Below are 24,123 nucleotides of genomic sequence, written 5' to 3'. Positions count from 1 at the left end.
AATTTTATGCGCTGGCGGGCAAGGTCCGTCCTGTTTGAGGGCCATGTGCCATGCCGGGAAAACTCCGCCGTTTGATCAACAATGCGACAGAACCCTGGGTACTCCAGTTACGGTCCCAGTGTTATAAAACGAACTACAAATGGCGTTAGCTCGGCCTTCGCTCGATTTACGCAACAAAGCCGGCCCAGGCGTAAATCTTTGCAGCGTTCAACAGTGCGCCTTTGTGAAGAATTTCGTTATATTCTTTCTCCTCCTAACGTCGCTGGGTAATCCCCCCATTTTTAGAGCGCGCTAAAAGTAGAGGTTAAGCGGCCAAGGCAAGCTTCTGTTTTGGTGTGATGCCGCCAAGTGCCATGTTGGGCCGGTCGTGATTGTAAGTCCACAGCCAGCGGGTTGCAAAATCCTGGATCTCATCGAGTGTTTCAAACAGGTGATGGGCCAACCAGTCGTAGCGCACCGTGCGGTTATAGCGCTCGACATAAGCATTCTGCTGCGGCTGGCCAGGCTGTATGAAGTCGATGCGAATGCCGCGTTTGGCGGCCCAGGCCAGCGTCACGGCGCTGATGTACTCCGGGCCGTTATCGCAGCGAATGACCTGGGGTTTGCCACGCCATTCGATGATCCTGTCGAGGGACCGGATGACCCGTTCGGATGGCAATGAGAAATCAACCTCGATGCCGAGCCCCTCACGGTTGTAATCGTCAATCACGTTGAACAAGCGGATGCTACGGCCATCGGCCAGTTGGTCATGCATGAAGTCCATCGACCAGGTGTCGTTGATCTGTGCAGGCACGGCCAGCGGCAGCGGTTTTTCGCGTACCAAGCGATGGCGCGGCTTGATCCGCAGGTTCAGTTCCAGCTCGCGATAGATCCTGTAGACGCGCTTGTGGTTCCATTTAAACCCCTTCACGTTGCGCAAATACAGGAAGCACAGGCCGAAGCCCCAGTTGCGCTGGTTGTTGGTCAGACGCACCAGCCAGTCGGCCACCAGGGCGTTCTCGTCATCGAGCTTGGCGCGATAGCGATAGCAGGTCTGGCTGATGCAGAACGCCTGGCAAGCCAGTCCTATGGTGGCTGAACGCTGGGCCACGGCCCATTGCGCCATCTCCCGCCGCTGAGATGGCGCTACCATTTTTTTGTCAGGGCCTCCGCGACGATCTCGGCTTTCAAGCGCTCCTCGGCATACATCTTCTTCAGGCGCCGGTTTTCATCCTCCAGCTCCTTCATGCGGGCCATCAGTGAGGCGTCCATGCCGCCGAACTTGGAGCGCCACTTGTAGAACGTGGCGTTGCTGATGCCGTGCTCGCGGCACAGCTCAGGGACTGGTGAACCGCCCTCGGCTTGCTTGAGGATGGCGATGATCTGGCTATCGGTAAAACGGGACGTCTTCATGCAGAACTTTCAAAAATCTGAGTTTGGAAAATTCTACTTTTAAACGCGATCATTTGGTGGGGGGATTACCGCTGCTCGCGATGAATTTACCCTCGTTTTGAAAGGAAAATCATGAAGGCACTCGTTTATAATGGCCCGTGCGACGTCCAGGTCAAAGACATGCCGGACGCCAAGATTGAAAAGCCGACTGACGTCTTGGTCCGTATCACGACAACCAACATCTGCGGGTCCGACCTACACATGTACGAAGGCCGTACCAACATGGAAACGGGCCGTATCTTGGGCCACGAAAACATGGGTGAAGTCATCGAGGTCGGCAACGCCGTCGAGCGCGTTAAGGTCGGGGACGTTGTCTGTCTGCCGTTCAACATCGGCTGCGGCTTTTGCGAAAATTGCGAACGGGGCTTGTCCGGCTTTTGCCTGACGGCAAATCCAGGCACAGCGGGTGCTGCATACGGTTTTGCCGGCATGGGCCCGTACAGCGGCGGCCAAGCCGAATTGCTACGGGTGCCGTTTGGCGATTACAATTGCTTGGTGCTGCCGGAAGACGCCAAGGAAAAGGAAAATGACTACGTGATGTTGTCGGACATTTTCCCGACCGGCTACCACGCCACCGAACTGGCTGGCCTCAAGCCGGGCGAATCGGTCGTGATCTACGGCGCCGGCCCGGTCGGCCTAATGGCGACCATGTCTGCGTTCATTAAAGGCGCAAGCGAAGTTTTCGTCGTGGACACGCACAAGGACCGCTTGGCACTGGCCGAAAAGCTGGGCGCGGTGGCGATCGACGACACCGAAGGCGCCGGCGTCGAGAAGATCTTGAACCTTACCAACGGCAAGGGCGCCGACTGCGGCTGCGAATGCGTTGGTTACCAGTGTTGCGACAAGCACGGTAAGGAAGTGCCAAATCTGACAATGAATAACTTGGTGCAGACGGTCAAGGCCACTGGCGGCATCGGCGTGGTTGGTGTATTCCTCCCGCAGGATCCGAAGGGTCCAGACGCGCTGGAAAAGGAAGGCAAGATTGCCTTCGATTTCGGCAATTTTTGGTTCAAGGGTCAGAAGATTGGCACCGGCCAAGCCAACGTCAAGCATTACAACCGTTACTTGGCAAAATTGATTCATAAAGGTAAAGCGGCGCCCTCGCAGATCATTTCACACGAGCTTGCATTGGAGGATGCACCGACTGGCTATCGGAATTTTGATAAACGTGCCGAAGGGTGGACCAAAGTCGTGCTGAAACCTAATAAATAAAGAAAATATTATTTATTGGCGCATGCTAAAAGACGATTCACAAAATTAAAGCAGGCGATAGGTTTTACAATAAATGGTTAGTTCGCGCAATTTTCTTTCATTTCGGGAAGTTAAGGAAAGAACATTGCGCGGAAGCACTTTGCTACTTCCTAAATCGTCTCAAAGCTCGACTTTTTCCAATGATCCCGCGTAGCAGACGACTTCAATAAGTCAATCTAACAAGGCACGCGGTATTTTTACCATATCAGGTCAGTTACCCGACCCGCTGTAAATTCCATCACTCCATAGCTTTCAATGAATCCGTGAAGGATTCCACCGCCAGGGCGGAAGAAATATCGATCCGGAGACGCCCGCGCACGATGTCGCCCGGCGCGCCGAACATGGTCACCGCTTCATCGACCCCGCCCAGAATCCCTGCGACCCTGACCAGAAACGCCTCACCCTCCGCGGTGAGGCTCACCTTGCGCGTCGTGCGCTGGAACAGACGCACGCCGAGCGATGCTTCCAATTGATTAATGGCCAGCGTCACTGGGGGCGGCCCATCTGCAGCGCTTCAGCGACCTTCGTAAAACTCTGGAGTTCAGCAAGCCTGGAAAACAGGCGCATCGATTGAAGCAGCTCCATCGACACATCTTTCTTGGTAGTGGGTACGGCCTGGCCGCGTGCGGCCAGGCGCCGGCAAAAGCCGATTATAGAGTCCGAATTGTTATCGTCGAATAGGGGTTTGAGGTGCAGTGGAACGGAAAACCGGGTTAAGCCGCTGGCGCCACTTTCAGGTATTGATACAGCGTCTCGCGACTGATGCCGAACTCGCGCGCGAGCGTGGCTTTTTGCTCGCCGGCCACGGCGCGGCGGCGAAGCTCGACAACCTGGTCGTCCATCAGCGCTTTCTTGCGGCCTCGGTAGGCACCGCGCTGCTTGGCCAATGCGATCCCTTCGCGCTGCCGCTCGCCGATCAGTGCCCGCTCGAACTCCGCGAACGCCCCCATGACCGACAGCAGCAAGTTGGCCATTGGCGAGTCTTCGCCGGTGAAGCTCAAGCACTCTTTGACGAATTCGATTCGTATCCCGCGCTTGGTCAACGTCTGCACCAGCCGGCGCAGATCGTCCAGGTTGCGCGCCAGACGGTCCATGCTGTGCACGATTACCGTATCGCCTTCGCGGGCAAACGACATCAAGGCGTCAAGCTGCGGCCGCTGCGTGTCTTTGCCTGAGGCCTTGTCGGTGAACAGCTTGTCCACCTGAACCTGATCGAGCTGACGCTCTGGATTTTGGTCGAAACTGCTGACCCGGACATAACCGATTCGTTGACCTCGCAAAACCATGCCTCTTTCTCAAGATGTGTCAGGAAAGACTCTATGACCGTTCAAGGCAGATGTCAAGTTATCGCGATACCAACCCTATCCTGACGGCTTCAACGAGGGTCGTCTGACATCAGGTTAGGGTATAGCCTAATCTGACTTATTCGATATCAATCCGTAATTTCGGATGGAGTACGTCCGATTTCACAATTTCGCATATCGACCCATCTGCCGCTATCCGCGTGCGATGACAAGAAGCCCAGCCACAATTAGTGAGCCGCCTAGAAGCTTTGGTGCAGTGATCGATTCGCCCAGGATTAAAAAGGACAGGAGCATGGCGATGACGACACTGCCTTTATCGATGAGGGAAACGGTAGAAACGCTTCCGAGCTTGATCGCTTTGTAGTAGAAGATCCAGGACCCTGCCGTGGTCACGGCAGAAGCGGCCAGCCAAAGCACATTCCTGCGACTGAGGGACTGAAGTTCGTTTGCCGGCACGACAATGGCGGCGAAGAGCATAATGGCTATTTCTACCCATCCCCTCGAAAAGGTAAAGGTTTACGTAACTCATTGAATTTATTAGTGTCGGCCGGAATTACGACGGCTCGAATTCGTGTACCAATGCAAATTGCCACCTGCGGTCGGATTTATTTCGGCGGATTTGAACAAGGTGGAAGCGCCATATTTCTGCGTTCTTGGCATCCGAAGCATACCCAGCGCGTTGTCTTGTTCCGCAGGACATAGCTACCATTATCGGCCGCCACTTCGCTGCCGTGAGTACTGCAGTAGCGGCGCCCAGTAGATCTTGCTGTTGCCTCTGTAAGCTTTGTCAGCTCATTGCCCATCGCTCTTTCCTTCCGCCGTTTCGTGCTTTGGTAAATGATTGCGCAGCACGGAAATTGTCTCATGCTGCGATGCCAGTGTCGCTTGAGCCGTGGCGAGCGATACTTCCAGGCCATGCGCACGGCTGAGCGAAGCTTGTGCTTCTTTGGAGGTCGCCGCCAACTGTTTGCCAAGCGTCGCAACCTGCGCTTCCAGAGCGGTCAGCTGAACCATAATGACCTTGGACTGTTGGGCAGTCTCCTGCAGAGCCTCAATCTGCTGCGCGCGCTGCCGCCCCATTGATTCCTGATCGTACAGCGACTTGTGTGCATGGGCAATATCCGCAACCAAGCGCGCCCCCTCTTGGTTTAAGCGAGTTATATCCTCCTGCTTGACGATAAGGCCTTGCTGCAGCTGGCGCATTTCCGCTTGTAGTTGTTGAACCTGCTGCTCATGCCGGCGCTGATCCTGGTCGCGCTGTTCCATGACCGACTGGCGATAGTGTTCCAGCGCCTCGCGCGCGTGAGTGTGTTTTTCTTCGAGCGACAGCAGGTGCGCATCGTTCTGAACCAGGCGAATCGTCAGGCCACTCACCTGCTCCTCGGCCATGTGACGGGCAATCGTCTCAGACTGCAACGCAGTGCGCGTTTGGCCGTGCGCTGACATCTCCAGTTGCGCGGCCGCCTCGATCCTATCGCGTTGTGCTGTAACTGCTTCCATCTCTTTTTGCAAGTTCGCCAGGGCGTCGGAATTCACCCGACTCACCTCCAGGGCGCGCGCCTCGGCCGCCTCGATGCGCGCATCCGCTTCTTCGTGGAGTTGCGCCGCCAGGCGAGAAACTAGGTCCTGCAACGCCTCGCTAACCGATGCTTTCTTCCCGGCACCGCCGTCTTCCTCCTCCAGTTCTTTCAGGTATTTGTGAATGGTTGTTTTCGAACCGGTGTTGCCCAGGGCAACCCGTACGGCATCCACGGATGGGTGTCGCCCTTGCGCTATGAGCGAATCACGCGCCTTTTTCACTTGTGAGGGGTATAGACCTGCGCGTGCCATTCTACCTCCATTAAATATGATACTGGATTACATACCACATAATTATGTAACGAATATACCCATTGTAATCCAGGAATCTTCTTATTTCTCGGATGTGATAATGGCTAATTATCCCATGTCATTGCAAATTGGATGTATATTTGCTCACAAGATTGCTGTACGGCCCGGTTCAACCCCATCCGTTCTTGGCTGGGGGCGTCTTGGCCCCAAAAATGCAAAACCAAATAGAGAGGAATACATGGAAAGCGCAAATGCATCGAAATCTGCCATCGAAGCTGAACTTACGCGAATTGAGGAAGATTGTATTCACTCAGGAAAAGCGCACTTTAACGCTGGCGACCGATGGGCGCGCTACCACTACTGGCTCGGCATTCCTTCCGTTGTTCTGAGCGCCCTCGCAGGAGCTGCATTTTTCAAGGATTACGGTAGCGCCGCTGGCGTGATGTCATCCGTAGTTGCCGTCCTCACGTCTCTCATGACGTTTCTAAAACCGTCGGAGCGCGCCGCTGCCCATAAAGGGAGTGGCGACCAGTATTTGACGCTGCGTAACGATGCGCGCGTATTTCGAGAAATCCGCCTGCACTACGCCTGCGACGAGACGGCTGCGATCGCCGGGTTGGACGAGTTCACAAAGCGACGGAACGAGCTCAACCAAGCAAGCGCGCAGTTCTCCCGCGTGGATTTCGAACTGGCGCGTCAAGGTATCAACGAGGGCGAGGGAGCACATCGGGTCGATCGGGCTGGGGGAGCGTAATGTCCGTCATAACCTATCTTGACAAGCGTGCGAGTGACGCGGTGCTTTCGAGCGGTGAGCAGAGTTCGATCAATACGTCGATCAGCACCCTCAAATCAAGGCTCACCACATACTTTGGAAGCGGCCTGAGCGATCAGTTTCGATTCGGGTCGTCAACCCGCGGCACGATTTTGCCCCGCGCAATGGATGAGCACTCCGACATCGATTACATGGTGGTGTTTGCGGAGCGCGGCTATTCCCCGCAAACCTACCTGGATCGTCTAAAGCGGTTCGCGGAAAATCATTACTCGCGCTCCGACATTAAACAGTCGTCGCCGACGATTGTCCTGTTGCTAAACCACATCCGATTCGACCTGGTGCCGGCGCTGAAAGAACAATATGCTTCCGGATACCAAATCCCAAATGGAGCAACCGCGTGGCAGTCGACGAACCCCAACGATTTCAATGCCAGCTTGGTCGCGAAAAACAACGCTGAACTTTCCAAAATCAAGCCTGCCATTCGACTGCTCAAGTATTGGAATGCCCAGAACGGCTATGTTTGCGATTCATTCAGATTAGAGCGGTGGGTGATTACACTTTCCTTTCACTCCGCATTTAATCTACGCGACTACTTGTTTACGATCTTTGATAACTTGACTCCGAACTATGACCAAGCCCAGTGGCGCAAGGACAAGCTAGCGCGGGCCAAAGCCATTGTCGCCGAGGTGCGACGCATGGAACGGGAAGATATGCCATACAGCGCCGAGGCGGAAATCAAGAAATTGATTCCCGAGTGAAAAAATTCCAGATTTGATATCTTCTCATTGGAATGCGATGAGCAAACTCGATACCTATGTTCACGCAGCGACTCGCGAGAACACGCGGCGTAGCTATCAGGCGGCAGCGCGCCATTTTGAAATCGAATGGGGCGGCTTCCTGCCCGCTACGGCCGATTCGATCGCCCGTTACCTAGTCGATCATGCCGAAACATTGGCGATCAACACGTTGCGCCAGCGTCTGGCCGCGCTGGCGCAGTGGCACATCGATCAGGGCTTTCCGGATCCGACCAAGGCGCCGCTGGTGCGCAAGGTTTTCCGTGGCATCCAGGCGCTGCACCCATCCAGGGAAAAGCGCGCTCGCCCATTGCAGCTCGAGCAGCTTGAAATCGTGGCCAGTTGGCTTGATGGGCAGATTGCTACAGCAACGGCAGTCGGCGACATCCCCGTTCAGCTGAGATGCACGCGCGACAAGGCTATTCTGCTGTTAGGCTTCTGGCGCGGCTTTCGCGGCGATGAATTGACCCGGGTCCAGGTCGAGTATATGGAAATCACCCCGAGGGAGGGATTAACTTGCTATCTTCCTCGGACGAAGGGTGACCGCGCGCACGAGGGAACGACTTTTAAGGCGCCAGCGCTCGCGCGACTATGTCCGGTCGATGCGTGTTCCGCATGGATCGCGCTCTCCGACTTGACCGATGGTCCACTATTTCGCGGAGTCGATCGTTGGGGCAATGTCGCCGAAAAAGGATTGCATATCAATAGTTTCGTACCACTGCTGCGCTCGCTATTCAGCGACGCCAGCATCTCTTTCGCAGTGCAGTACAGCGGACACTCGTTGCGACGTGGTTTCGCGCAATGGGCAACGGCTAACGGCTGGGACATCAAGGCGCTGATGGAATACGTCGGTTGGAAAAACGTACAGTCAGCCCTACGCTATGTAGAAGGTGCAGATCCCTTTGTGCAGTATCGACGTCAACAATCAAATGAAGCCTTGTCCGGCAATGTGATTGAGCTTGAAGGGGAGTGATGGGGCAGCAACGCGCTCATGCCAGTGTGCGGGGCTACGGCTGCAATATCCTCGCCCGTACGGTGAAATGCAAAACGTTGAAAAAAATCAGCAGGTTACGTGGTATTTTGCGGAATTTTACGCGAATCCCGGCCGCTTGTTACATAGCCGAGACCAAGGCAGTGGGAGCGACCCACGCAAACACACACAACGGCGTATTATCACAATGACAAATATGAATGAAAGACCCCCCCCAAAAATGTTTGCTAACCGCGCTATAAATATTGGTCGTTTTTCGTTGAGGCCAACGCAGGCCTTCATGTTGGTGATGTCGCTGCAGTTGACATCCACCGCGCTTGCGCAAGACGATGAGTACATTAATCCAGACCGTCCCGGCATCGCCGATGGCAGCAAAGTCATAGGCGCAGGTCGAATTCAAATTGAGACAGGCGTTCAGAAGGAGTTTCGGCGGAGCGGATTAGCTTCCGACCAAACAGTATTTGTTCCGGCGCTATTTCGCGTCGGCATAAACAATCGGTGGGAAGTGCGTGTTGAGAGCAATACTTACACTATGCAAAGAACAGCAGATCCGGAAGATGGTGTAACCCGAAGCCATGGAATTGCCCCGGTATCGATCGGCACGAAATACCAGTTCCTTGATGCGAATAAAGCAAGTCAACCTTCTTTAGGGGTTATTGTCCGAGTCTTTCCGGCTTCAGGTTCGCGGGACTTCCGCTCCCAGCATGCCACGGGGGATGTCCGACTCGCAGCGGACTGGGATTTCGCCGAACAGTGGTCGTTCAATCCAAACTTGGGTGTGGCTGCTTATGAAGATGGCCAAAACCGGCGATTTAATACGGGATTGCTAGCCGTGACGCTCAGCTATAACCCCAGTAAAGCGCTAAGTCTGTTCGTCGATACAGGGATGCAATCCCACGAGGAAAAAAATGGCAAGTCTGCCGCCGTTTTCGATGCAGGCGTTGCATATTTGCCCATGCGCGACGTTCAGCTAGACTTCAGCGTCGGCGGGCGTGCACATGGTGCCACGCCGCCCCGCGTCTTCGTATCATTGGGAGTTAGCAAAATGTTCTGACACTTCAAAATCGAACATTATGAAATTTCAACTGACGTACTGCCGTCGGTGTTGGGGCGACCTGAGCGTGGCGCGACCGCTGTCCTCTGGGTCTCGGCCCTGCGCAACATCGAAGGCTCCGCCCCATTTGCGAGGTATCATATTGATAAGGCGAACCAAAATTCCGCATCCGTTAGCGAAAAAACGGCATCCTGGGTGCGGACCGCTCACGCTAAGCTAACTTTTTCTGCGATTTGATATTGAACGCAATGCTTGCCACAATTATCAATAGGATCACTACCTGCGCAAGCACAGTCTGCACGGACGGATATAGGCCGAGTACATCGATGCGCGGCATCGAGATCGGTGTAAGTCCCAAGTAGCCAACCTTTTGCAGCGCCGCGACACCTTTGCCCATGAGTACGACGGCCAGCACCGCAACCAGCCCTGAGCTCCACGCGAAGAATTGACTGATCGGCAGGCGGGCAGAAGAGCGCAGCAAGAGAAAGCCGATCGCCGCGAGAAGAATTATTCCCAAGCCTAAGCCGGAGAGCAAATATATGCCATTGTTCGGCGTCCACAGCGCAGCATAAAACAGGACAGTTTCAAACACCTCGCGATACACAGTAACGAATGAAAGCAAGAACAGCATCATGGCCGATTTTTTGCTGAGAGCGGCCGACAACTTTTGCTTGACGTAAGCTTGCCATCGACCGGCCAGGCTTTTCTGGTGCATCCAAATACCGACCGCAAGAAGCACCACGGCAGCAAAAATTGCCGAAAAACCCTCTGTCATCTCACGGCTTGCTCCACTAACATTGACCAGGAAAGTAGCAACCACCCAAGTGAGGCCGCCGCTAGCCAGCGCCGCGATCCAGCCGCCGTGCACATATTTGAGCACATCGGTGCGTTCGGCCTTGCGAAGGAATGCGATCATCGCAACCACAATCAGCAGCGCCTCCAAGCCCTCACGCAAAAGGATGGTCAGCGCCCCAAGGAAGGTAGATAACGGATCGTTGGATGTATCAAGGGCCGCACTTGCTTCCGTGAGCAGCTTTTGCAAACGTTGTTCGATCGGCTGCGCCTGCGCGATATTGTTCTGACTGACAGCATTGCGATACATACCCATGGTTTTTTCAATGTCTTCAAACAAACCCTTGTTTTTCGCGGCCAGTGCAGGCTCCACAGGTTCGAATCCATCGAGATAGGCGGACAGGGCCAAGCGGGAAGCCTGCGACATGTCGCCGGCTTCGAGGGCTGCAACGCTATCCTTCAACTTGGATTTGGCGATCAAGACGCTGTCGGCGCCGGACGCGGCCAGTACGGCAGGCGTGCTACGAAGGTAAGCAATCAACGGTCGCGCCATCTCTGAACCAATGTTTTTGGCAAGGGTCGCCTCGGACGTCTGAGTCAATGCAGCTAGCGTCGGTACGGCCGCATGAATATCCGGCCGTGTGGCCCATATTTTGGCGCCCGTTTGGCGATCCACATCGCTGTAGGACAATGTTGAAGCAAAATATGCGATTGCCCAACGCTCTTCGTCAGTCAGTTCAGTAAAACCACGCATAGAAGTACCGGCCACACCCTGTGTGATAATTTGCTGCAGGGAGAACACACTGCGCTCCTGCGCGCGGCCGTGATCGGCCAAGGCGATCGGAGGTGGATTTAGCGTTGCAGAAAGCGGGCCATCGGCGTGTCCGGACACGCCATGGCAGGAGGCGCATTGACTCTGGTAGATGTAGTGACCTGCATTTGAAACCGGCCCGACCAGCATTCCAGCGGTTTCTCGGCCTGGAATAACTGCAACTGACGGCTCCCTCCAACCAGCATTAGCTGCAAATGAACCTGCATTGGTCCGCGCCGACCTGCATTCCATCGCTGTGAACCAGCGTTGTCTGCAACTAACGAAGGTGTTCAACCCCCTTCGTGCCAGCACCTATTTCGGGGATCCTGGTATGTCCATGAATAACTCCTGTTTCTGCGATCAACCTCCGCCGGTATTCCTTGAATCTCCCTTACGGGCTGGCGGAGCAGGTCGTTGCGCAGCTTCGGATGGGCCTGTCAAGATCCCAGACAGTCGGTCAACCGCGTTCGCCGAAATGTCCGTTCGCCACGACTCGCACTCGACTTACGACTTTACGGGACGCAAGTATATAATAGGAAAATCGAGGATGTGCCTTCAAAGAGAACATATGAATATTCGCTCGAGGCTTCTACTTTCTGCGGGGCTGACATCTGATCCGACCCGAATAATCATTGTGCTTGCGCTGTGTGTGCTGGCCGCCGGATGCGGAACGGTGCGCCTGCCGACGCCGGAGGAAATGGACGCATCTCTGGCGAAGTCGGCCGAAGGGCATAATTTGCGTGAGTGCCAGCGCAAGAACGTGGACGCAAGAGATTACCTTGCCTGCAAACAGCAGAACAAGCAAGCGTACGAGCAATGGCAGAAAGAGCGCGGCAATGCCAAGTAAGGTGGCGCCGCACGGGTGCTCGGCAAACCAGTGCATGCCCGCCTGGTCTCTGGATTCATCGCTGCCGCCTGCACGGCTAGCCCGCCTTTGTCGCGACCGAGCGCGCCTGCCGACATGCGACTCCATCTGACTACGCGTATCGACGCCGTGCTGGTCGATCAGAGGACTCAGGGCATGGCAGCAGTGGGATGTTGACGCCAGGGCGACGTACCCATTTGCGGATCATCTCTGCGGGTATCCGGACATGACCGGGCAGCTAGAAACCATCGGGCCTGTACTGTTAGCGCGCGGCGCCAACGAGCATCAGTGTCGACTTTCCGCCATCGTTATCACCTTAGACCACCTCAATCCACCAGTCCTGGTCCCGGAGGAGGGGCGAATCATCACGCCTGTGCAGCTACATTCGCAATTCGGCCGGACGGTATGGCGATACGACTTCGATCTGCCGGCGCGCGCGAACGCAACCTACCGTTTGGGCGATGCCGTCTTTCCCGTGCATGCAAATTTTTCAGGCGATGTGCGGATCGCCTATCTGTCTTGCAACGGGCAGGAGCATGCCGACGCCGATCGGCCAGCAGTAGAGCGCAACGCGATGTGGCGCCGCTTGGCAGAAGAGCACGCGCGTACACCGTTTGGCCTACTATTGCAGGGCGGCGACCAACTTTATGCCGACGAAGTCTTCCAGTCTCATCCGAACCTCGCAAGGTGGGCAGCGAATGCGAGGGTCGAGGAGGCAGAGCAGTCGTTCAGCGCCGAAATGAGCAAGGCGGCGGAGAGTCACTATTTCAACCGATACCTTACGCTTCTATCTCAGCCGGATATTGCCCATCTGAACGCCCGCGTGCCTTCTCTCATGATGTGGGATGACCATGATATTTTTGATGGCTGGGGCAGCATCCCCGAAAAGCTCCTCGATGACCAAATTGGTCGCGGCCTCTTTAACGTGGCGCGGCGCATGTTCATGCTGTTCCAGGCCGGCGCTACCCTCGAAAAGCCCGCAATCAGCGAGGAGACGAGCGAACTCCGAAGTCTTACCCAGGCCGTCCGTTTCCCTCGGTTCTCAGTGGTTGCGCCCGACCTTCGCTCGGAGCGCCGGCCGACTCAGGTGATGGGGCCATTCGGCTGGGCCGCATTTGAGCGGGCGCTCTTGGCGACCAACCGGGACGACAGGATTCTGCTCATGTCCAGCGTTCCGCTCCTGGGCCCGCGGCTAAGCTGGATCGAGAAATTTCTGCACGTGCTGCCCGGCGTCCAGAAATATGAAGACGACATGCTCGATCAATGGCAGAGCCGAGCGCACCGTGCTGAGTGGCGGCGCATGCTGGAGGCGCTGCAACTGCGCGCGATCGAAGGTCGCAATGCCGTCACGGTGCTCTCGGGCGAAATACACCTGGCCACGCGCGGCGAGATGGCGTTTACGGACGGAACGATTATGCATCAGCTTGTTGCGTCGGGAATCGCGCATCCGCCGCCGCCGAGGTTGTACGCCCGCGCACTCGGGTGTCTTGCAATGATGGGGGAAAGCGTCTTGCCCGGCCAGCCAGTCCGCCTGAAGCCCTTGCCTGGCCACAAGCATATCTACACAGCCGAGCGTAACTTCGTGGTCCTGATGCGGCGTAGCGAAAAGTGGTCTGCCGAGTGGGATCTCGAAGTGAGCGGCCGTACACCTGCGATGCTTCTGGAGGGGCGCCATGACTGAGCGAGTCATCGGTTACGCCGAGTGCAATCATCAGGAAGGCCACCAACTCGCCGCATGCAGCGCAACGTACGTCCTGACCCTAAATCTGTCCTGGGAGTGAGTTTGTCGAATTTGGAGCAGCTCAGGCTTTCCCGGCCTTGGACTGTTCAAGGTTACGCATCAATTCCTTGCACGCAACAACCAATGCTGCGCCCAATTTGAGCCATACGTACTATTATCAATGCGGCCATATCAACTTGGCTTAACAAAAACTCTACGGGAGACCTCTATGCAAAGTCAAAGTACAAGCACGCACGACAAGAATCTTCAGGCCTGCATTGAAGCCTGCGAAGAAGCAATCCATGCATCCCAAGCTTGCGCGGCTGCGGATATCCGGGAAGGTGGTGGTGCGAATTGTGCACTGATCAATCTCGATTGCGCGGATATTTGCACTGCTACCATGAATGCGTTGGCAAGAGGATCAGAGCATCATGGCGATTTTTGCGCGCTCTGTGCCCACATTTGCACGATGTGTGCACAGGCATGCGCCGCTCACGCAGACAAACATGCCCACTGTGCGGCGTGTAAGACGGCGTGCGAAAACTGCGCTGCAGCCTGCGCAAAACATGCGCGCGAGCGGCACGTCTAATTTTGGGAGTATTTTGCAGGGGCGGCACCCGATACCGAATTGCTTTTAAATGAATAAATGAAAGGTAAACGCCCCTCTTTTCTGTCCTCTATGACAGTGGATATTGAGCTAGCATGGGATCCTGGCAAATTGCGGGTACACCATGGAAATCGTCAGGGCAAAAGTAGCGGACAGTGACGTGTTCTGGGAGAAATCCCTTAGCATTTATGCGAAAAAGCTTGAGCTGATTGCGTCGAACATCGCCAATGCGGACACGCCACATTACAAGGCGCGCGACATTGACTTCAAAGCAGCGTTGAATCAAGCAATGGCGCAGCCGGAAGCCCCCTTAAGAAGTGGCCAGCAGTCTCGATTTGCACTTCAAAATGACCTCTTTCCGGTAATGTACCGGGTCCCAGCCCAGCCGAGTGCAGATAACAACACCGTTGATATGGACGTGGAACGCGCCGCGTTTGCGGACACGGCAATTCGGTACGAGATCGCAGTGCAAAAAGTTTCTGGTGAATACAAAGAGATGAGTGAACTTTTCAAGTCGCTACCATATTAAACCAATTCCATCGTCCCTCGATCCCTGCCTGCCATCCTTGCCGCATCAAACCGCCGATGGCAACAGGTTTTCGTGGAGCAAGTGGAAAAGGCGGAAGATGACCGCCGGCGCTTTATTGTGATAACGATAAGCGTGGCTTCATGGAGCAGGTTCAATGCTACAGAGTAGAGTTGGTCAACGATCGTTAAGGAGAAATGAAATGGGCATTTTAGATCGAATATTGGGAGGTCATGGCGGTGGGCATAGGGATAGCGGACATCATGGGAGTGGCCATCACGGTGGTGGTGGTCACGGCGTTCCGCCCGGTGGAGGTTATAGCAATACACCTCCTCCGGTTAGCAATGGCGTTTCGTGCGCCACATGTCGCGCCATTAATGTACCAGGAGCGAAGTTTTGTCACCAATGTGGCACCTCACTGACTCCTGTAGCATGCCTCCAATGCGGCACCAGTTTGCAAGTAGGCACAAAATTCTGCGGTCAATGCGGAAAAGCTGTTGCATAGTTGCGGCGATGTGCATGTCATCCTTATGAACTGAACTACCTGTTCTTGGCTACGAGGACCAAAATTTGTTGTTAGTGCAAACATAGTAACGTCGACCAGTTGGCTGGTTGCCTTGAACGCTCACACGGCTGGGTTTTCAAACTGGCGCTTAGCGCTGGGTCGGTCAGGAGGAGAAGCGCAGCCGTGTGACCCGCGAGGCGATGGCTGATGTGGATGCCGGCCGCGCTATCGTTCATCAGGCGGTGCAGGCTTGGGCAGATAGCCTCGGTACGGACGACTCGCTGTCGCGCCGGTGGTGCGCTGATGCCGTTGCAGTGGACCAGCAAGGAATTGTCCCGCTCTGGTGCGCCTGCATGAATTCCAGGCCAGCACGAACGGACCGGCTGCGGCGCGCATTATCAAGTCATCGGCGAGCGACTGGAGGAATCCGATCCGAGGTCGCACGCTACTCGTCGGCCGCTATGAGCTGCGTTATGAGATCGCTGATTCCGTGGGTTTATGTCATGCGGACTTGGCGCACACTTGAGGAACGGTTATATGAGCTTTTCGTTACCTGCCGACGTCATCGTGCAGCGAAAGCCGCTGTCCGTAACCTCGTTCGAATACGTTTTCAGGCACCGTAGTCTCGGCGAATTGGGCCGGCTGATCTTGGTTTCTGCGCCTTGCGGCATGGTCGTAACGCCGGTACTGTTCGCGCCCGTAGGCGATGTCAGGAATGTGCAGCGCAAGTTGCTCTTCGCGCCGCTGGCGCAGACTTTGACGGATGAATTGAAAAAAAGACGTTGACGAGGGTGGAGTGCACCATGAAGGCCCGTTTGCAGAGCAGTGCGACTGGGTACTACCCGCAGCTTGATACGGTTTTGTAGTACCGGAGCCCTTTGGAGCGCGTTGAATCTGTAAACTTATATAAGCTCATGGCACACTGATCAGAAGTGCTCAAGCGAATGTGCTCAAATCAGTGGATACAAGAGACATTTTCTTAAGAATTTATATCTGAGTGGAAATATTAATGACATCCTCCGTGGGCGGCATCCTCAATTACGCACTTTATCCCATACTCGCGCTTGCCGCTGGTGGGGGCGCGGCGCTTCTCCGCCCTCCCGGCGCGCCGCTTCGTAGTGCTATCCAGCACTTTACGGCCGGGGTAGTGTTTGCTGCACTTGCCACTGAGTTACTACCTGACTTAATGCATCGGCGTTTGCCTTGGGCGACACTAACGGGTTTCATCCTCGGTGTTTTGGTTATGCTCGCGATAAAACATTTTACTGAGAAGGCTGGACAAGATGCAGCTCCGAAGGAAAAAAATGTCGACAGCCTGTTATGGATCCTTGGCGTCGATTTCGTGCTTGACGGTGTGCTGATCGGGCTTGGTTTCGCAGCCGGTAAAAAACAAGGATTGATACTTACCGTAGCGCTCTCGCTCGAAGTACTTTTCCTCGGACTGTCCTCCGTTACTGCATTGGTTAGCGTCGGGGCCACACGTGCTCGAATTGCTAGCTTTATCGGCTTTTATATGGCATGCCTACTTTTTGGCGCACTGGGCGGTGCACTCGTGCTGGCCAACGCGTCAGCGATCGTGCTCGACGCAACTTTGGCATTCGGGGTCGCAGCGCTGCTATATCTTGTGACCGAAGAGTTGTTGGTCGAGGCGCACGAAGTCGCCGAAACACCCTTGCAGACGGCTACATTTTTTATAGGTTTCATCGCGCTGCTGGTTGTCGAGATGACCATCTAATGGGACTTGGCATGCGGGCGTACTAACAAATTGTGGGCGACCGGTGGTATTACGTAAAGATCCCGATTTCGCAGTTGGGCTTTTATCTAGACTACGCACTATCATGGCGCATCCCAGCATTCCCATAGCCAGCCACTTAAAGTGATGGCCCGCACGATTGAACAATTGCTTCATTAAAAGTGACTTTTAAGCTAGCCTATTGATGTGCTAGTTTTTTCTCGGCACGACAACTTTGAGGAAATTTCGCTGAGTCATTAGTTCTTCTGGCTCGAATCTGCATGGCGCTTGGCATTTACGGTCCTCTCCATACCATGCTCATTCCACAATACATTTTAAGGTGTTCCTATGTTCTCATATTCAAAAGCTGTCGCCCCCGCTCTTCAAGGCCACTTGGAATCACAAACTGCATATTTTAATGATATCTCAAAATCTTTGTTTGAAACATTTCAAAATTTGAGTCAGGTAAACATGCAGCTGGTTCAATCGATGATTGAAGAGTGCAATCACTGTGCTCAGCATGTTCTGTCGACCGACCACCCTGCTCCGTTGATCGATGCCGTAGCATCTCGCGCATTGCCAGCATCAGAGAAGTTGCGTGCATATCATCAGCAGTTGTCGCGCCTTGCTGCAGACTCACAGGTCGCTATAGCTCGTATTAGCGAAGAACACGTTCCAAAAACTTCGAGCACCGCAAAGAAGCTCGCTGAGGATGTGACCCGCACTGCTGCCGAGGAGACACAACGCAGTATGGAAAAACAGCAAGAAACAATGCGCAGTTTCACTAATTCGTTTGCTCAACACAGCAACGACAAAGACAACGAGCGAGCAGGTGCGAGCTTGCAAGGTGCTCGTGAAGGTAATATACAAGGTGGCATCCCTGAAAATCCTCCTGCCAAACCCAAATAAACGAGTATATGTATATTTCGGGTGCCTCTAGGCAGTACGGGAAAAATAACGCCATCTACCCACATGTGCGATGAGGCTAGAGTTACTCGTGCGCCTTCCCCTAATCGCCCCTGCGGACCTTACGGTCGAACAGAAGGCCCTCTATTGTCGCGCAGCCCCGTAATTTGAACGTTGCCATAGCGGCCATTGTTTTTTTGATGGGGTGCTACGCCCAAATCCACGAAAATTTCAGATCGCCAAAAAGGCCGACGGCCTACTCCCAATCAATCTCTGCCAAAATGGCCTCCAAATCAATCGGATTGCGCTACTGTTCATTAACCCAGTGTTGCAGTTGGTTCTTGAAATCGCCGTTCTTATAGTTCGATCTTCGTAAATCTATTGCGATAAAAATTGAACCATGTATCAACGCCACGCGAGAGTACAAATATAAATGATTACAGAAAATGAGAAGCACGAGTCAGCCAAGCGACTGGCGAATCGCGGTCAGTGCTAGAAAGGAGCACTTGCTCTGCTATGAACACTAAAATTTCCCCTTACTCGTGCATACCGTAACACGTCTCGGCGATCTTGCCATTTTATTACCTTTATCTGCAATGTTGCTTGCGGTATTGTGGATGCGCGAATCGAAACAGGCGGCGTTTGCATTCTTGCGAGCTCTTGCGGCCTGCCTGCTGGCCATGGCCGTGCTGAAGGTTTTCTTTCTTTCTTGTAGAGTCGGCATGAATGCGGGGATTGTCAGTCCCAGCGGTCATGCGGCAGCAAGCACGATTGTTTTGGGCAGCTTCGCCATCGTAGTCTGTAGTCGCCTTGCAGGTATATGGCGACTAGCTGTAGCGTTGGCTGTCCTTACCTTGATTGCTGCCATAGCAACTTCACGCGTAGTGGTCGGCGTGCATTCGATCATAGAGGTGGTAATTGGTACACTAGTCGGGATGTTTTCATTATTGTGGTTTTTCTGCTCTTACCGGAAATTAGAGCATCCTCCCTTGAATGTTGCGTTATTGAGTACGGCAGCGATTGTGATTTTGGTCGTTCTGCATGGGGCACACCTTCCAGTTGAAACGATCTTGCGCAAATGGTCTCGCTTGATCCGTATGCAGACCGATATCTGCAAGCCGTTCGGTGGGGGCCATTCGTATATTGGAATACTTCTTGACGACAAAATTTAAGCTCTTTCGCTTTTAATATTTTACCGAGAACCAATGAATTTATTACACATCATTATCCTTGCGATTGTTCAAGGCATCGCAGAATTACTTCCAGTATCTAGCTCAGCTCACGTAATCGTTGCCGAGAAAATGATGGGGCTGGACCCCAATCTACCGGACTTAAGCGCGATTAGCACGGGTAGCTGTCCGCGACCTTCAAATAATTGTTGACAAATGAGCCGCTTCGCGCGGCCGCCGCCCTGCCGGTGCGGGGGGGGGGGCGCGGCGGCAGGGCGGCGGCCAATAAGGTCTTTTTTGACCTCGTTGGCCACCATGTCCTTGCCCTTCCTGTTCGCCGCGTTTGCCGATCACCTGCAATCGCCTCAATTCCATGCCCAAGCCCGCCACTCTGACCATCCGAACGCCTTCAGCCGCCAACGCAAGCTGCCGCTGCCCAGCTTGCTGGCCGTCATGCTCAGCGGCATGCGCAAGAGCGTGCGAGCCGAGCTTGGCGAGTTCTTCGGCCACCTTGAGCAGCAGGCGCAGCTGGTGCGCCACGTTTCGGAGCGCGCTTACTCGAAGGCGCGCGCCAAACTTTCCGCCACTGCCATTCCCGCCCTCAACGACTGGCTCGTCGCGCGCGCCGACCAGGCTGGCTTTGTGCCGCGCTGGCATGGTCTGCGCCTGGTCGCGGCCGACGCCTCCACACTGCGCTTCGGCTTGCGCGCCAGCGGCGTGGCCCACCCGGCCAGCGCCGACCAGATCGCCTTCGGTATGTTCCTGCCTGGCGCCGAGATGATGCTGTCCGCCTCGCTGCACAGCGTGCACGAAAACGAGCGCCAGATGCTGTTCCAGCACCTCGACCGGCTCGGCCCCGGCGACCTGCTGCTGATGGACCGCGGCTACCCGTGCCGCTGGTTGCCGGCCGCGCTGACCGAGCGCGGCATCGCCTTCTGTATGCGCGTCGAGCGCGCTGGCAATGCCGGCTTCGCCTGCGTGCGCGACTTCCTGCGCAGCGGCCTGACCGAGGCAGTCGTCACGCTGGGCGCGCCAGACCGGCGCGACTGCGCCGATTACGGCTGCCCGTCAGGGCCGCAAACGGTGCGCCTGATCCGCCATGTGGCCTCGACCGGCGCGGTGCGCGTGCTCATGACCAACCTGTTCGACACCGCGCGCTTCCCAGCCGCCTTGTTCGGCGACTTGTACCACCGTCGCTGGCGCATCGAAGAGGCCTTCAAACGCCTCAAGCACCGACTCAATCTCGAACACGCCACCGGTCTGTCCCAATTGGCGGTGCTACAGGACTTCGGCGCCAAGATCATTTGCGACAATCTCCAAGCGCTCACCGTGGCCGCTTCCCACGCTCAAGCAGCCTTGCCCCAGGACCTGCGTATCAACCGCGCCTACGCCCACACTGCACTCAAACCATTGCTGCCGGCATTGCTGCTCGGCAGAGCCGCTGCCCAGCAACTCCAACAACTCATGGACCTTATTGCGCGCGCGACTTACCGGCACAGGCCCGCCGCGTCGAAACCCCGACGGCAGCAGCCCAAGCCGCACAGATCGATGACGCAGAAGCCATGCTGAAGTCAGATTCCGCTAAGTCCGGTAGATTGGCATACCCCCGCCTCCCTGGTAGCCATGTTGGGCAAATGCGCTGCCGGTGGTGGCAACGCTCAATACAAAAAAAGCTGATGCAATCAAAATAGTTTTCATGTGTAATTCTCCTCTGGCGAAACTGCGGGGCTGCAGTGACGAAGCCATTACAACGCAAGTTTCGCCTACGAGGTGAAGCAGTTCGGTAAGCAATGCAACTAAACGTATCGAATTTCTCGCGCGCGAGGACCTTCCAACAAACGAGGGTTTGTTGCACTCCCGCGAGCGGCCGGCGTGCGTGTCATTTTCAGAAGACGACTGCACCAATTGACGGGGCGTAACGCCAGATGTGCAGGCGACTCCTGACAACGCAATATCAGAAGTCATCTGCACCAATCTCGACTATGCTCAATACTCGTGTGCACCAAAGCGAGGTGTGAGCATGGCGTCAGACACATCATTGATTGCCGAGCAAGGCGTGGCCACCCTGCCCGATGCGGCTTGGGCGCAGGCCCGGCAACGGGCGGAAATCATCGGGCCGCTGGCAGCGCTTGATGTGGTCGGGCATGAAGCCGCCGATGCCGCTGCTCACGCGCTTGGCCTGTCCAGGCGGCAGGTGTATGTCCTAATCCGCCGTGCCCGGCAAGGTGCTGGGCTTGTGACGGACCTGGCTCGCAGCCGATCCGGCGGCGGAAAAGGCAAGGGGCGCTTGCCGGAATCGGTTGAGCGAATCATCCGCGAGCTACTGCAAAAGCGCTTCCTGACCAAGCAGAAGCGTAGCTTGGCGGCGTTCCACCGCGAAGTTGCGCGGGCGTGCAAGCTGCAAAAGTTGCGGGTGCCGGCGCGCAACACGGTGGCGTCGCGGATCGCCAGCCTTGATCCACTCAAGACCACTCGCCTTCGGGAAGGCCAGGATGCGTCCCGCACCCTGCAAGGTGTTGGTGGTGTTCCGCCGCCTGTCTCCGCGCCGCTGGAGCAGGTGCAGATCGACCACACGGTCATCGACCTGATCGTGGTTGACGAACGCGACCGGCAACCGATTGGCCGTCCGTATCTGACCATCGCCATCGACGTGTTTACCCGCTGCGTGCTCGGCATGGTCGTCACGCTGGAAGCGCCGTCATCCGTTTCGGTCGGCCTGTGCCTTGTGCATGTCGCCTGCGACAAGCGTCCCTGGCTGGAGGGGCTGAATATAGAAATGGATTGGCCGATGAGCGGCAAGCCCAGGCTGCTCTACCTGGACAACGCGGCCGAGTTCAAGAGCGAGGCGCTGCGCCGTGGCTGCGAGCAGCACGGCATCCGGTTGGACTATCGTCCGCCCGGGCAGCCGCACTACGGCGGCATCGTGGAACGGATCATCGGTACGGCGATGCAGATGATCCACGATGAATTGCCAGGGACGACCTTCTCCAACCCTGACCAGCGCGGGGACTACGATTCCGAAAACAAGGCCGCCCTGACATTGCGTGAGCTGGAGCGCTGGCTCGCCTTGGTGGTCGGCACCTATCACGGCTCCGTGCATAACGGCCTGCTCCAACCACCGGCCGCGCGCTGGGCCGAGGCTGTGGCGCGTGTCGGCGTGCCGGTCGTCGTCACTCGCGCCACGGCTTTCCTGGTCGATTTTCTGCCCATCATCCGCCGCACGCTGACCCGCACCGGCTTTATCATCGACCACATTCACTACTACGCCGATGCGCTCAAACCGTGGATCGCACGACGCGACCGCGTGCCCGCTTTCCTGATCCGGCGTGACCCCCGTGACATCAGCCGTATCTGGGTGCTGGAACCGGAGGGGCAGCATTACCTGGAAATCCCCTACCGTACCTTGTCGCACCCGGCTGTCACCCTGTGGGAACAACGGCAGGCGCTGACGAAATTGCGGCAGCAGGGACGCGAACAGGTGGATGAGTCGGCGCTGTTCCGCATGATCGGGCAGATGCGCGAGATCGTGACCACTGCACAGAAGGCCACGCGCAAGGCGCGGCGCGACTCGGATCGACGCCAGCACCTCAAGGCATCGCCTCCGCCGGACAAGCCGATTCCGCCGAAAACGGACGGCGCTGATCCGCAGGCCGACAACCTGCCACCGGCCAAACCGTTCGACCAGATCGAGGAGTGGTAGCCGTGGACGAATATCCCATCATCGATTTGTCACACCTGCTGCCAGCGGCACAGGGGCTGGCTCGGCTGCCGGCAGACGAGCGCATCCAGCGCCTTCGCGCCGACCGCTGGATCGGCTATCCGCGCGCGGTCGAGGCGCTGAACCGGCTGGAAACCCTGTATGCGTGGCCAAACAAGCAACGCATGCCCAACCTGCTGCTGGTCGGCCCGACCAACAACGGCAAGTCGATGATCGTCGAGAAGTTCCGGCGCACGCATCCGGCCAGCGCCGACGCCGACCAGGAGCACATTCCGGTACTGGTCGTGCAGATGCCATCCGAACCGTCGGTAATCCGCTTCTACGTCGCGCTACTTGCCGCGATGGGCGCGCCATTGCGCCCGCGCCCACGGCTGCCGGAAATGGAGCAATTGGCGCTGGCACTGCTGCGCAAGGTCGGCGTGCGCATGCTGGTGATCGACGAACTGCACAACGTCCTGGCCGGCAACAGCGTCAACCGCCGGGAATTCCTCAACCTGCTGCGTTTCCTCGGCAACGAGCTGCGCATCCCGCTGGTCGGGGTCGGCACGCGCGACGCCTACCTGGCCATCCGCTCGGATGACCAGTTGGAAAATCGGTTCGAGCCGATGATGCTGCCGGTGTGGGAGGCCAACGACGATTGCTGCTCACTGCTGGCTAGCTTCGCCGCTTCCCTTCCATTGCGGCGACCCTCGTCGATTGCCACGCTGGACATGGCCCGCTACCTGCTCACACGCAGCGAAGGCACCATCGGCGAACTGGCGCACCTGCTGATGGCGGCAGCCCTCGCCGCCGTGGAGGGCGGCGAGGAAGCGATCAACCACCGCACACTCAGCATGGCCGATTACACCGGCCCAAGCGAGCGGCGTCGGCAATTCGAGCGGGAACTGATGTGAAGCCAGCGCCACGCTGGCCACTGCATCCGGCTCCCAGGGAAGGCGAAGCCTTGTCTTCGTGGCTCAACCGCGTGGCCCTTTGCTATCACATGGAGGTGTCCGAGCTGCTGGAGCACGATCTTGGTCACGGTCCGGTTGATGACCTGGACACCGCGCCACCACTGGCGCTGCTGACGATGCTCTCCCAGCGGAGCGGCATCGAGCCGGACCGGCTGCGTTGTATGAGTTTCGCCGGCTGGGTGCCTTGGCTACTGGACAGCCTTGATGATCAGATTCCAGACGCATTGGAAACCTATACGTTCCAGCTCTCGGTGCTGCTGCCGAAACTCCGCCGTAGGACGCGATCCATCACGAACTGGCGTGCCTGGCTGCCCAGCCAGCAGATACATCGCGACTGTCCGCTCTGTCTGAACGACCCGGCAAACCAAGCCGTACTGCTTGCAGGGAAGCGG

Annotated in this window: 24 protein-coding genes and 1 pseudogene; 19 read left to right on the top strand and 6 right to left on the bottom strand. The window is 56.3% G+C overall.

The annotated features are described in order from the left end of the window. Positions 1 to 304 precede the first annotated feature (304 nt). A protein-coding gene (locus tag AC0Z42_RS29295) for an IS3 family transposase (RefSeq protein WP_485471576.1) occupies positions 305 to 1,392 on the bottom strand; the annotation gives its coding sequence in 2 pieces (ribosomal slippage) (positions 305 to 1,140 and positions 1,140 to 1,392; 1,089 coding nt in all). A gap of 111 nt (positions 1,393 to 1,503) precedes the next feature. Here AC0Z42_RS29295 and AC0Z42_RS29290 point away from each other — a divergent pair. Continuing rightward, on the top strand, positions 1,504 to 2,643 hold the full coding sequence (locus AC0Z42_RS29290) for a glutathione-independent formaldehyde dehydrogenase (protein WP_091877584.1): 1,140 nt from the start codon (positions 1,504 to 1,506) through the stop codon (positions 2,641 to 2,643). Positions 2,644 to 2,920: 277 nt separating this feature from the next. Here the strand turns inward: AC0Z42_RS29290 and AC0Z42_RS29285 are convergent, their stop codons facing one another. The 4 genes from AC0Z42_RS29285 to AC0Z42_RS29270 all read right to left on the bottom strand — a co-directional run bounded on the left by AC0Z42_RS29285 (position 2,921) and on the right by AC0Z42_RS29270 (position 5,816). Beyond that, a complete protein-coding gene (locus AC0Z42_RS29285) occupies positions 2,921 to 3,172 on the bottom strand; it encodes a LysR family transcriptional regulator (RefSeq protein WP_485471575.1) in 252 nt (83 codons plus the stop codon). 223 nt (positions 3,173 to 3,395) lie between these two features. Continuing rightward, on the bottom strand, positions 3,396 to 3,962 hold the full coding sequence (locus tag AC0Z42_RS29280; protein WP_379727588.1) for a recombinase family protein: 567 nt from the start codon (positions 3,960 to 3,962) through the stop codon (positions 3,396 to 3,398). 216 nt (positions 3,963 to 4,178) lie between these two features. Beyond that, complete coding sequence (locus tag AC0Z42_RS29275; protein WP_485471574.1) at positions 4,179 to 4,463, bottom strand: EamA family transporter; 285 nt, start codon at positions 4,461 to 4,463, stop codon at positions 4,179 to 4,181. 315 nt (positions 4,464 to 4,778) lie between these two features. Then, entirely contained in the window at positions 4,779 to 5,816 is a 1,038-nt protein-coding gene (locus tag AC0Z42_RS29270; RefSeq protein WP_485471573.1) for a DNA-binding protein, read from the bottom strand. Positions 5,817 to 6,054: 238 nt separating this feature from the next. Between AC0Z42_RS29270 and AC0Z42_RS29265 the strand changes: the two genes are divergently transcribed. The 4 genes from AC0Z42_RS29265 (at position 6,055) to AC0Z42_RS29250 (ending at position 9,427) form a co-directional block, all read left to right on the top strand. Then, entirely contained in the window at positions 6,055 to 6,570 is a 516-nt protein-coding gene (locus AC0Z42_RS29265) for an SLATT domain-containing protein (protein WP_485471572.1), read from the top strand. Beyond that, the gene (locus AC0Z42_RS29260; RefSeq protein ID WP_485471571.1) at positions 6,570 to 7,346 is read left to right on the top strand and encodes an SMODS domain-containing nucleotidyltransferase; all 777 of its coding nucleotides are present in this window, start codon (positions 6,570 to 6,572) and stop codon (positions 7,344 to 7,346) included. The genes AC0Z42_RS29265 and AC0Z42_RS29260 overlap by 1 nt, the downstream gene beginning before the upstream one ends. A gap of 37 nt (positions 7,347 to 7,383) precedes the next feature. Continuing rightward, complete coding sequence (locus AC0Z42_RS29255) at positions 7,384 to 8,355, top strand: site-specific integrase (RefSeq protein ID WP_485471570.1); 972 nt, start codon at positions 7,384 to 7,386, stop codon at positions 8,353 to 8,355. Between the two features lie 214 nt (positions 8,356 to 8,569). Continuing rightward, on the top strand, positions 8,570 to 9,427 hold the full coding sequence (locus tag AC0Z42_RS29250) for a transporter (RefSeq protein ID WP_485471569.1): 858 nt from the start codon (positions 8,570 to 8,572) through the stop codon (positions 9,425 to 9,427). Positions 9,428 to 9,638: 211 nt separating this feature from the next. On the opposite strand, the gene AC0Z42_RS29245 is transcribed toward AC0Z42_RS29250, so the two are convergent. Next, entirely contained in the window at positions 9,639 to 11,180 is a 1,542-nt protein-coding gene (locus tag AC0Z42_RS29245; protein ID WP_485471568.1) for an FTR1 family protein, read from the bottom strand. Positions 11,181 to 11,598: 418 nt separating this feature from the next. On the opposite strand from AC0Z42_RS29245, the gene AC0Z42_RS29240 reads away from it, so the two are divergent. The 14 genes and pseudogenes from AC0Z42_RS29240 to AC0Z42_RS29175 all read left to right on the top strand — a co-directional run. Then, positions 11,599 to 11,877: a hypothetical protein gene (locus AC0Z42_RS29240; protein ID WP_485471567.1), complete on the top strand. Its 279-nt coding sequence runs from the start codon at positions 11,599 to 11,601 to the stop codon at positions 11,875 to 11,877. A gap of 244 nt (positions 11,878 to 12,121) precedes the next feature. Then, positions 12,122 to 13,576 (top strand): alkaline phosphatase D family protein, encoded by a 1,455-nt coding sequence (locus AC0Z42_RS29235; protein ID WP_485471566.1) that lies wholly within the window; start codon positions 12,122 to 12,124, stop codon positions 13,574 to 13,576. Between the two features lie 220 nt (positions 13,577 to 13,796). Then, positions 13,797 to 14,204 carry a four-helix bundle copper-binding protein gene (locus AC0Z42_RS29230; protein ID WP_485471565.1) on the top strand — a complete coding sequence of 136 codons (408 nt, stop codon included), beginning with the start codon at positions 13,797 to 13,799 and terminating at the stop codon, positions 14,202 to 14,204. 142 nt (positions 14,205 to 14,346) lie between these two features. Continuing rightward, positions 14,347 to 14,751 carry a flagellar basal body rod protein FlgB gene (flgB, locus tag AC0Z42_RS29225; RefSeq protein ID WP_485471564.1) on the top strand — a complete coding sequence of 135 codons (405 nt, stop codon included), beginning with the start codon at positions 14,347 to 14,349 and terminating at the stop codon, positions 14,749 to 14,751. Between the two features lie 154 nt (positions 14,752 to 14,905). Then, on the top strand, positions 14,906 to 15,253 hold the full coding sequence (locus tag AC0Z42_RS29220) for a zinc ribbon domain-containing protein (RefSeq protein ID WP_485471563.1): 348 nt from the start codon (positions 14,906 to 14,908) through the stop codon (positions 15,251 to 15,253). A gap of 537 nt (positions 15,254 to 15,790) precedes the next feature. Next, on the top strand, positions 15,791 to 16,039 hold the full coding sequence (locus tag AC0Z42_RS29215; RefSeq protein ID WP_485471562.1) for a hypothetical protein: 249 nt from the start codon (positions 15,791 to 15,793) through the stop codon (positions 16,037 to 16,039). A 223-nt stretch (positions 16,040 to 16,262) separates the two neighbouring features. Continuing rightward, positions 16,263 to 16,988, top strand: coding sequence for a ZIP family metal transporter (locus tag AC0Z42_RS29210; RefSeq protein WP_485471561.1), 726 nt, complete (start codon positions 16,263 to 16,265; stop codon positions 16,986 to 16,988). 345 nt (positions 16,989 to 17,333) lie between these two features. After that, positions 17,334 to 17,894: a TIGR01841 family phasin gene (gene phaP, locus AC0Z42_RS29205; protein ID WP_485471560.1), complete on the top strand. Its 561-nt coding sequence runs from the start codon at positions 17,334 to 17,336 to the stop codon at positions 17,892 to 17,894. 539 nt (positions 17,895 to 18,433) lie between these two features. Then, positions 18,434 to 19,063 carry a phosphatase PAP2 family protein gene (locus tag AC0Z42_RS29200; protein ID WP_485471559.1) on the top strand — a complete coding sequence of 210 codons (630 nt, stop codon included), beginning with the start codon at positions 18,434 to 18,436 and terminating at the stop codon, positions 19,061 to 19,063. Positions 19,064 to 19,096: 33 nt separating this feature from the next. Beyond that, positions 19,097 to 19,228 (top strand): annotated as a pseudogene (locus AC0Z42_RS29195) (undecaprenyl-diphosphate phosphatase); the annotation flags it as partial. Positions 19,229 to 19,375: 147 nt separating this feature from the next. Continuing rightward, positions 19,376 to 20,629: an IS4 family transposase gene (locus AC0Z42_RS29190; protein WP_485471558.1), complete on the top strand. Its 1,254-nt coding sequence runs from the start codon at positions 19,376 to 19,378 to the stop codon at positions 20,627 to 20,629. Between the two features lie 451 nt (positions 20,630 to 21,080). Then, positions 21,081 to 22,760 (top strand): transposase, encoded by a 1,680-nt coding sequence (locus AC0Z42_RS29185; RefSeq protein ID WP_485471557.1) that lies wholly within the window; start codon positions 21,081 to 21,083, stop codon positions 22,758 to 22,760. 2 nt (positions 22,761 to 22,762) lie between these two features. Further along, positions 22,763 to 23,671 (top strand): TniB family NTP-binding protein, encoded by a 909-nt coding sequence (locus AC0Z42_RS29180; RefSeq protein WP_485471556.1) that lies wholly within the window; start codon positions 22,763 to 22,765, stop codon positions 23,669 to 23,671. Beyond that, positions 23,668 to 24,123 (top strand): TniQ family protein (locus AC0Z42_RS29175; protein WP_485471555.1); only part of this gene is annotated, 456 nt, incomplete at its 3' end. The genes AC0Z42_RS29180 and AC0Z42_RS29175, both read left to right, overlap by 4 nt.

Source organism: Janthinobacterium sp. 1L-D-8-B-C4 (assembly GCF_057291295.1).
The sequence above is the reverse complement of the archived record's forward strand: the minus strand, read 5'-3'. Positions and strand labels throughout refer to the sequence as shown.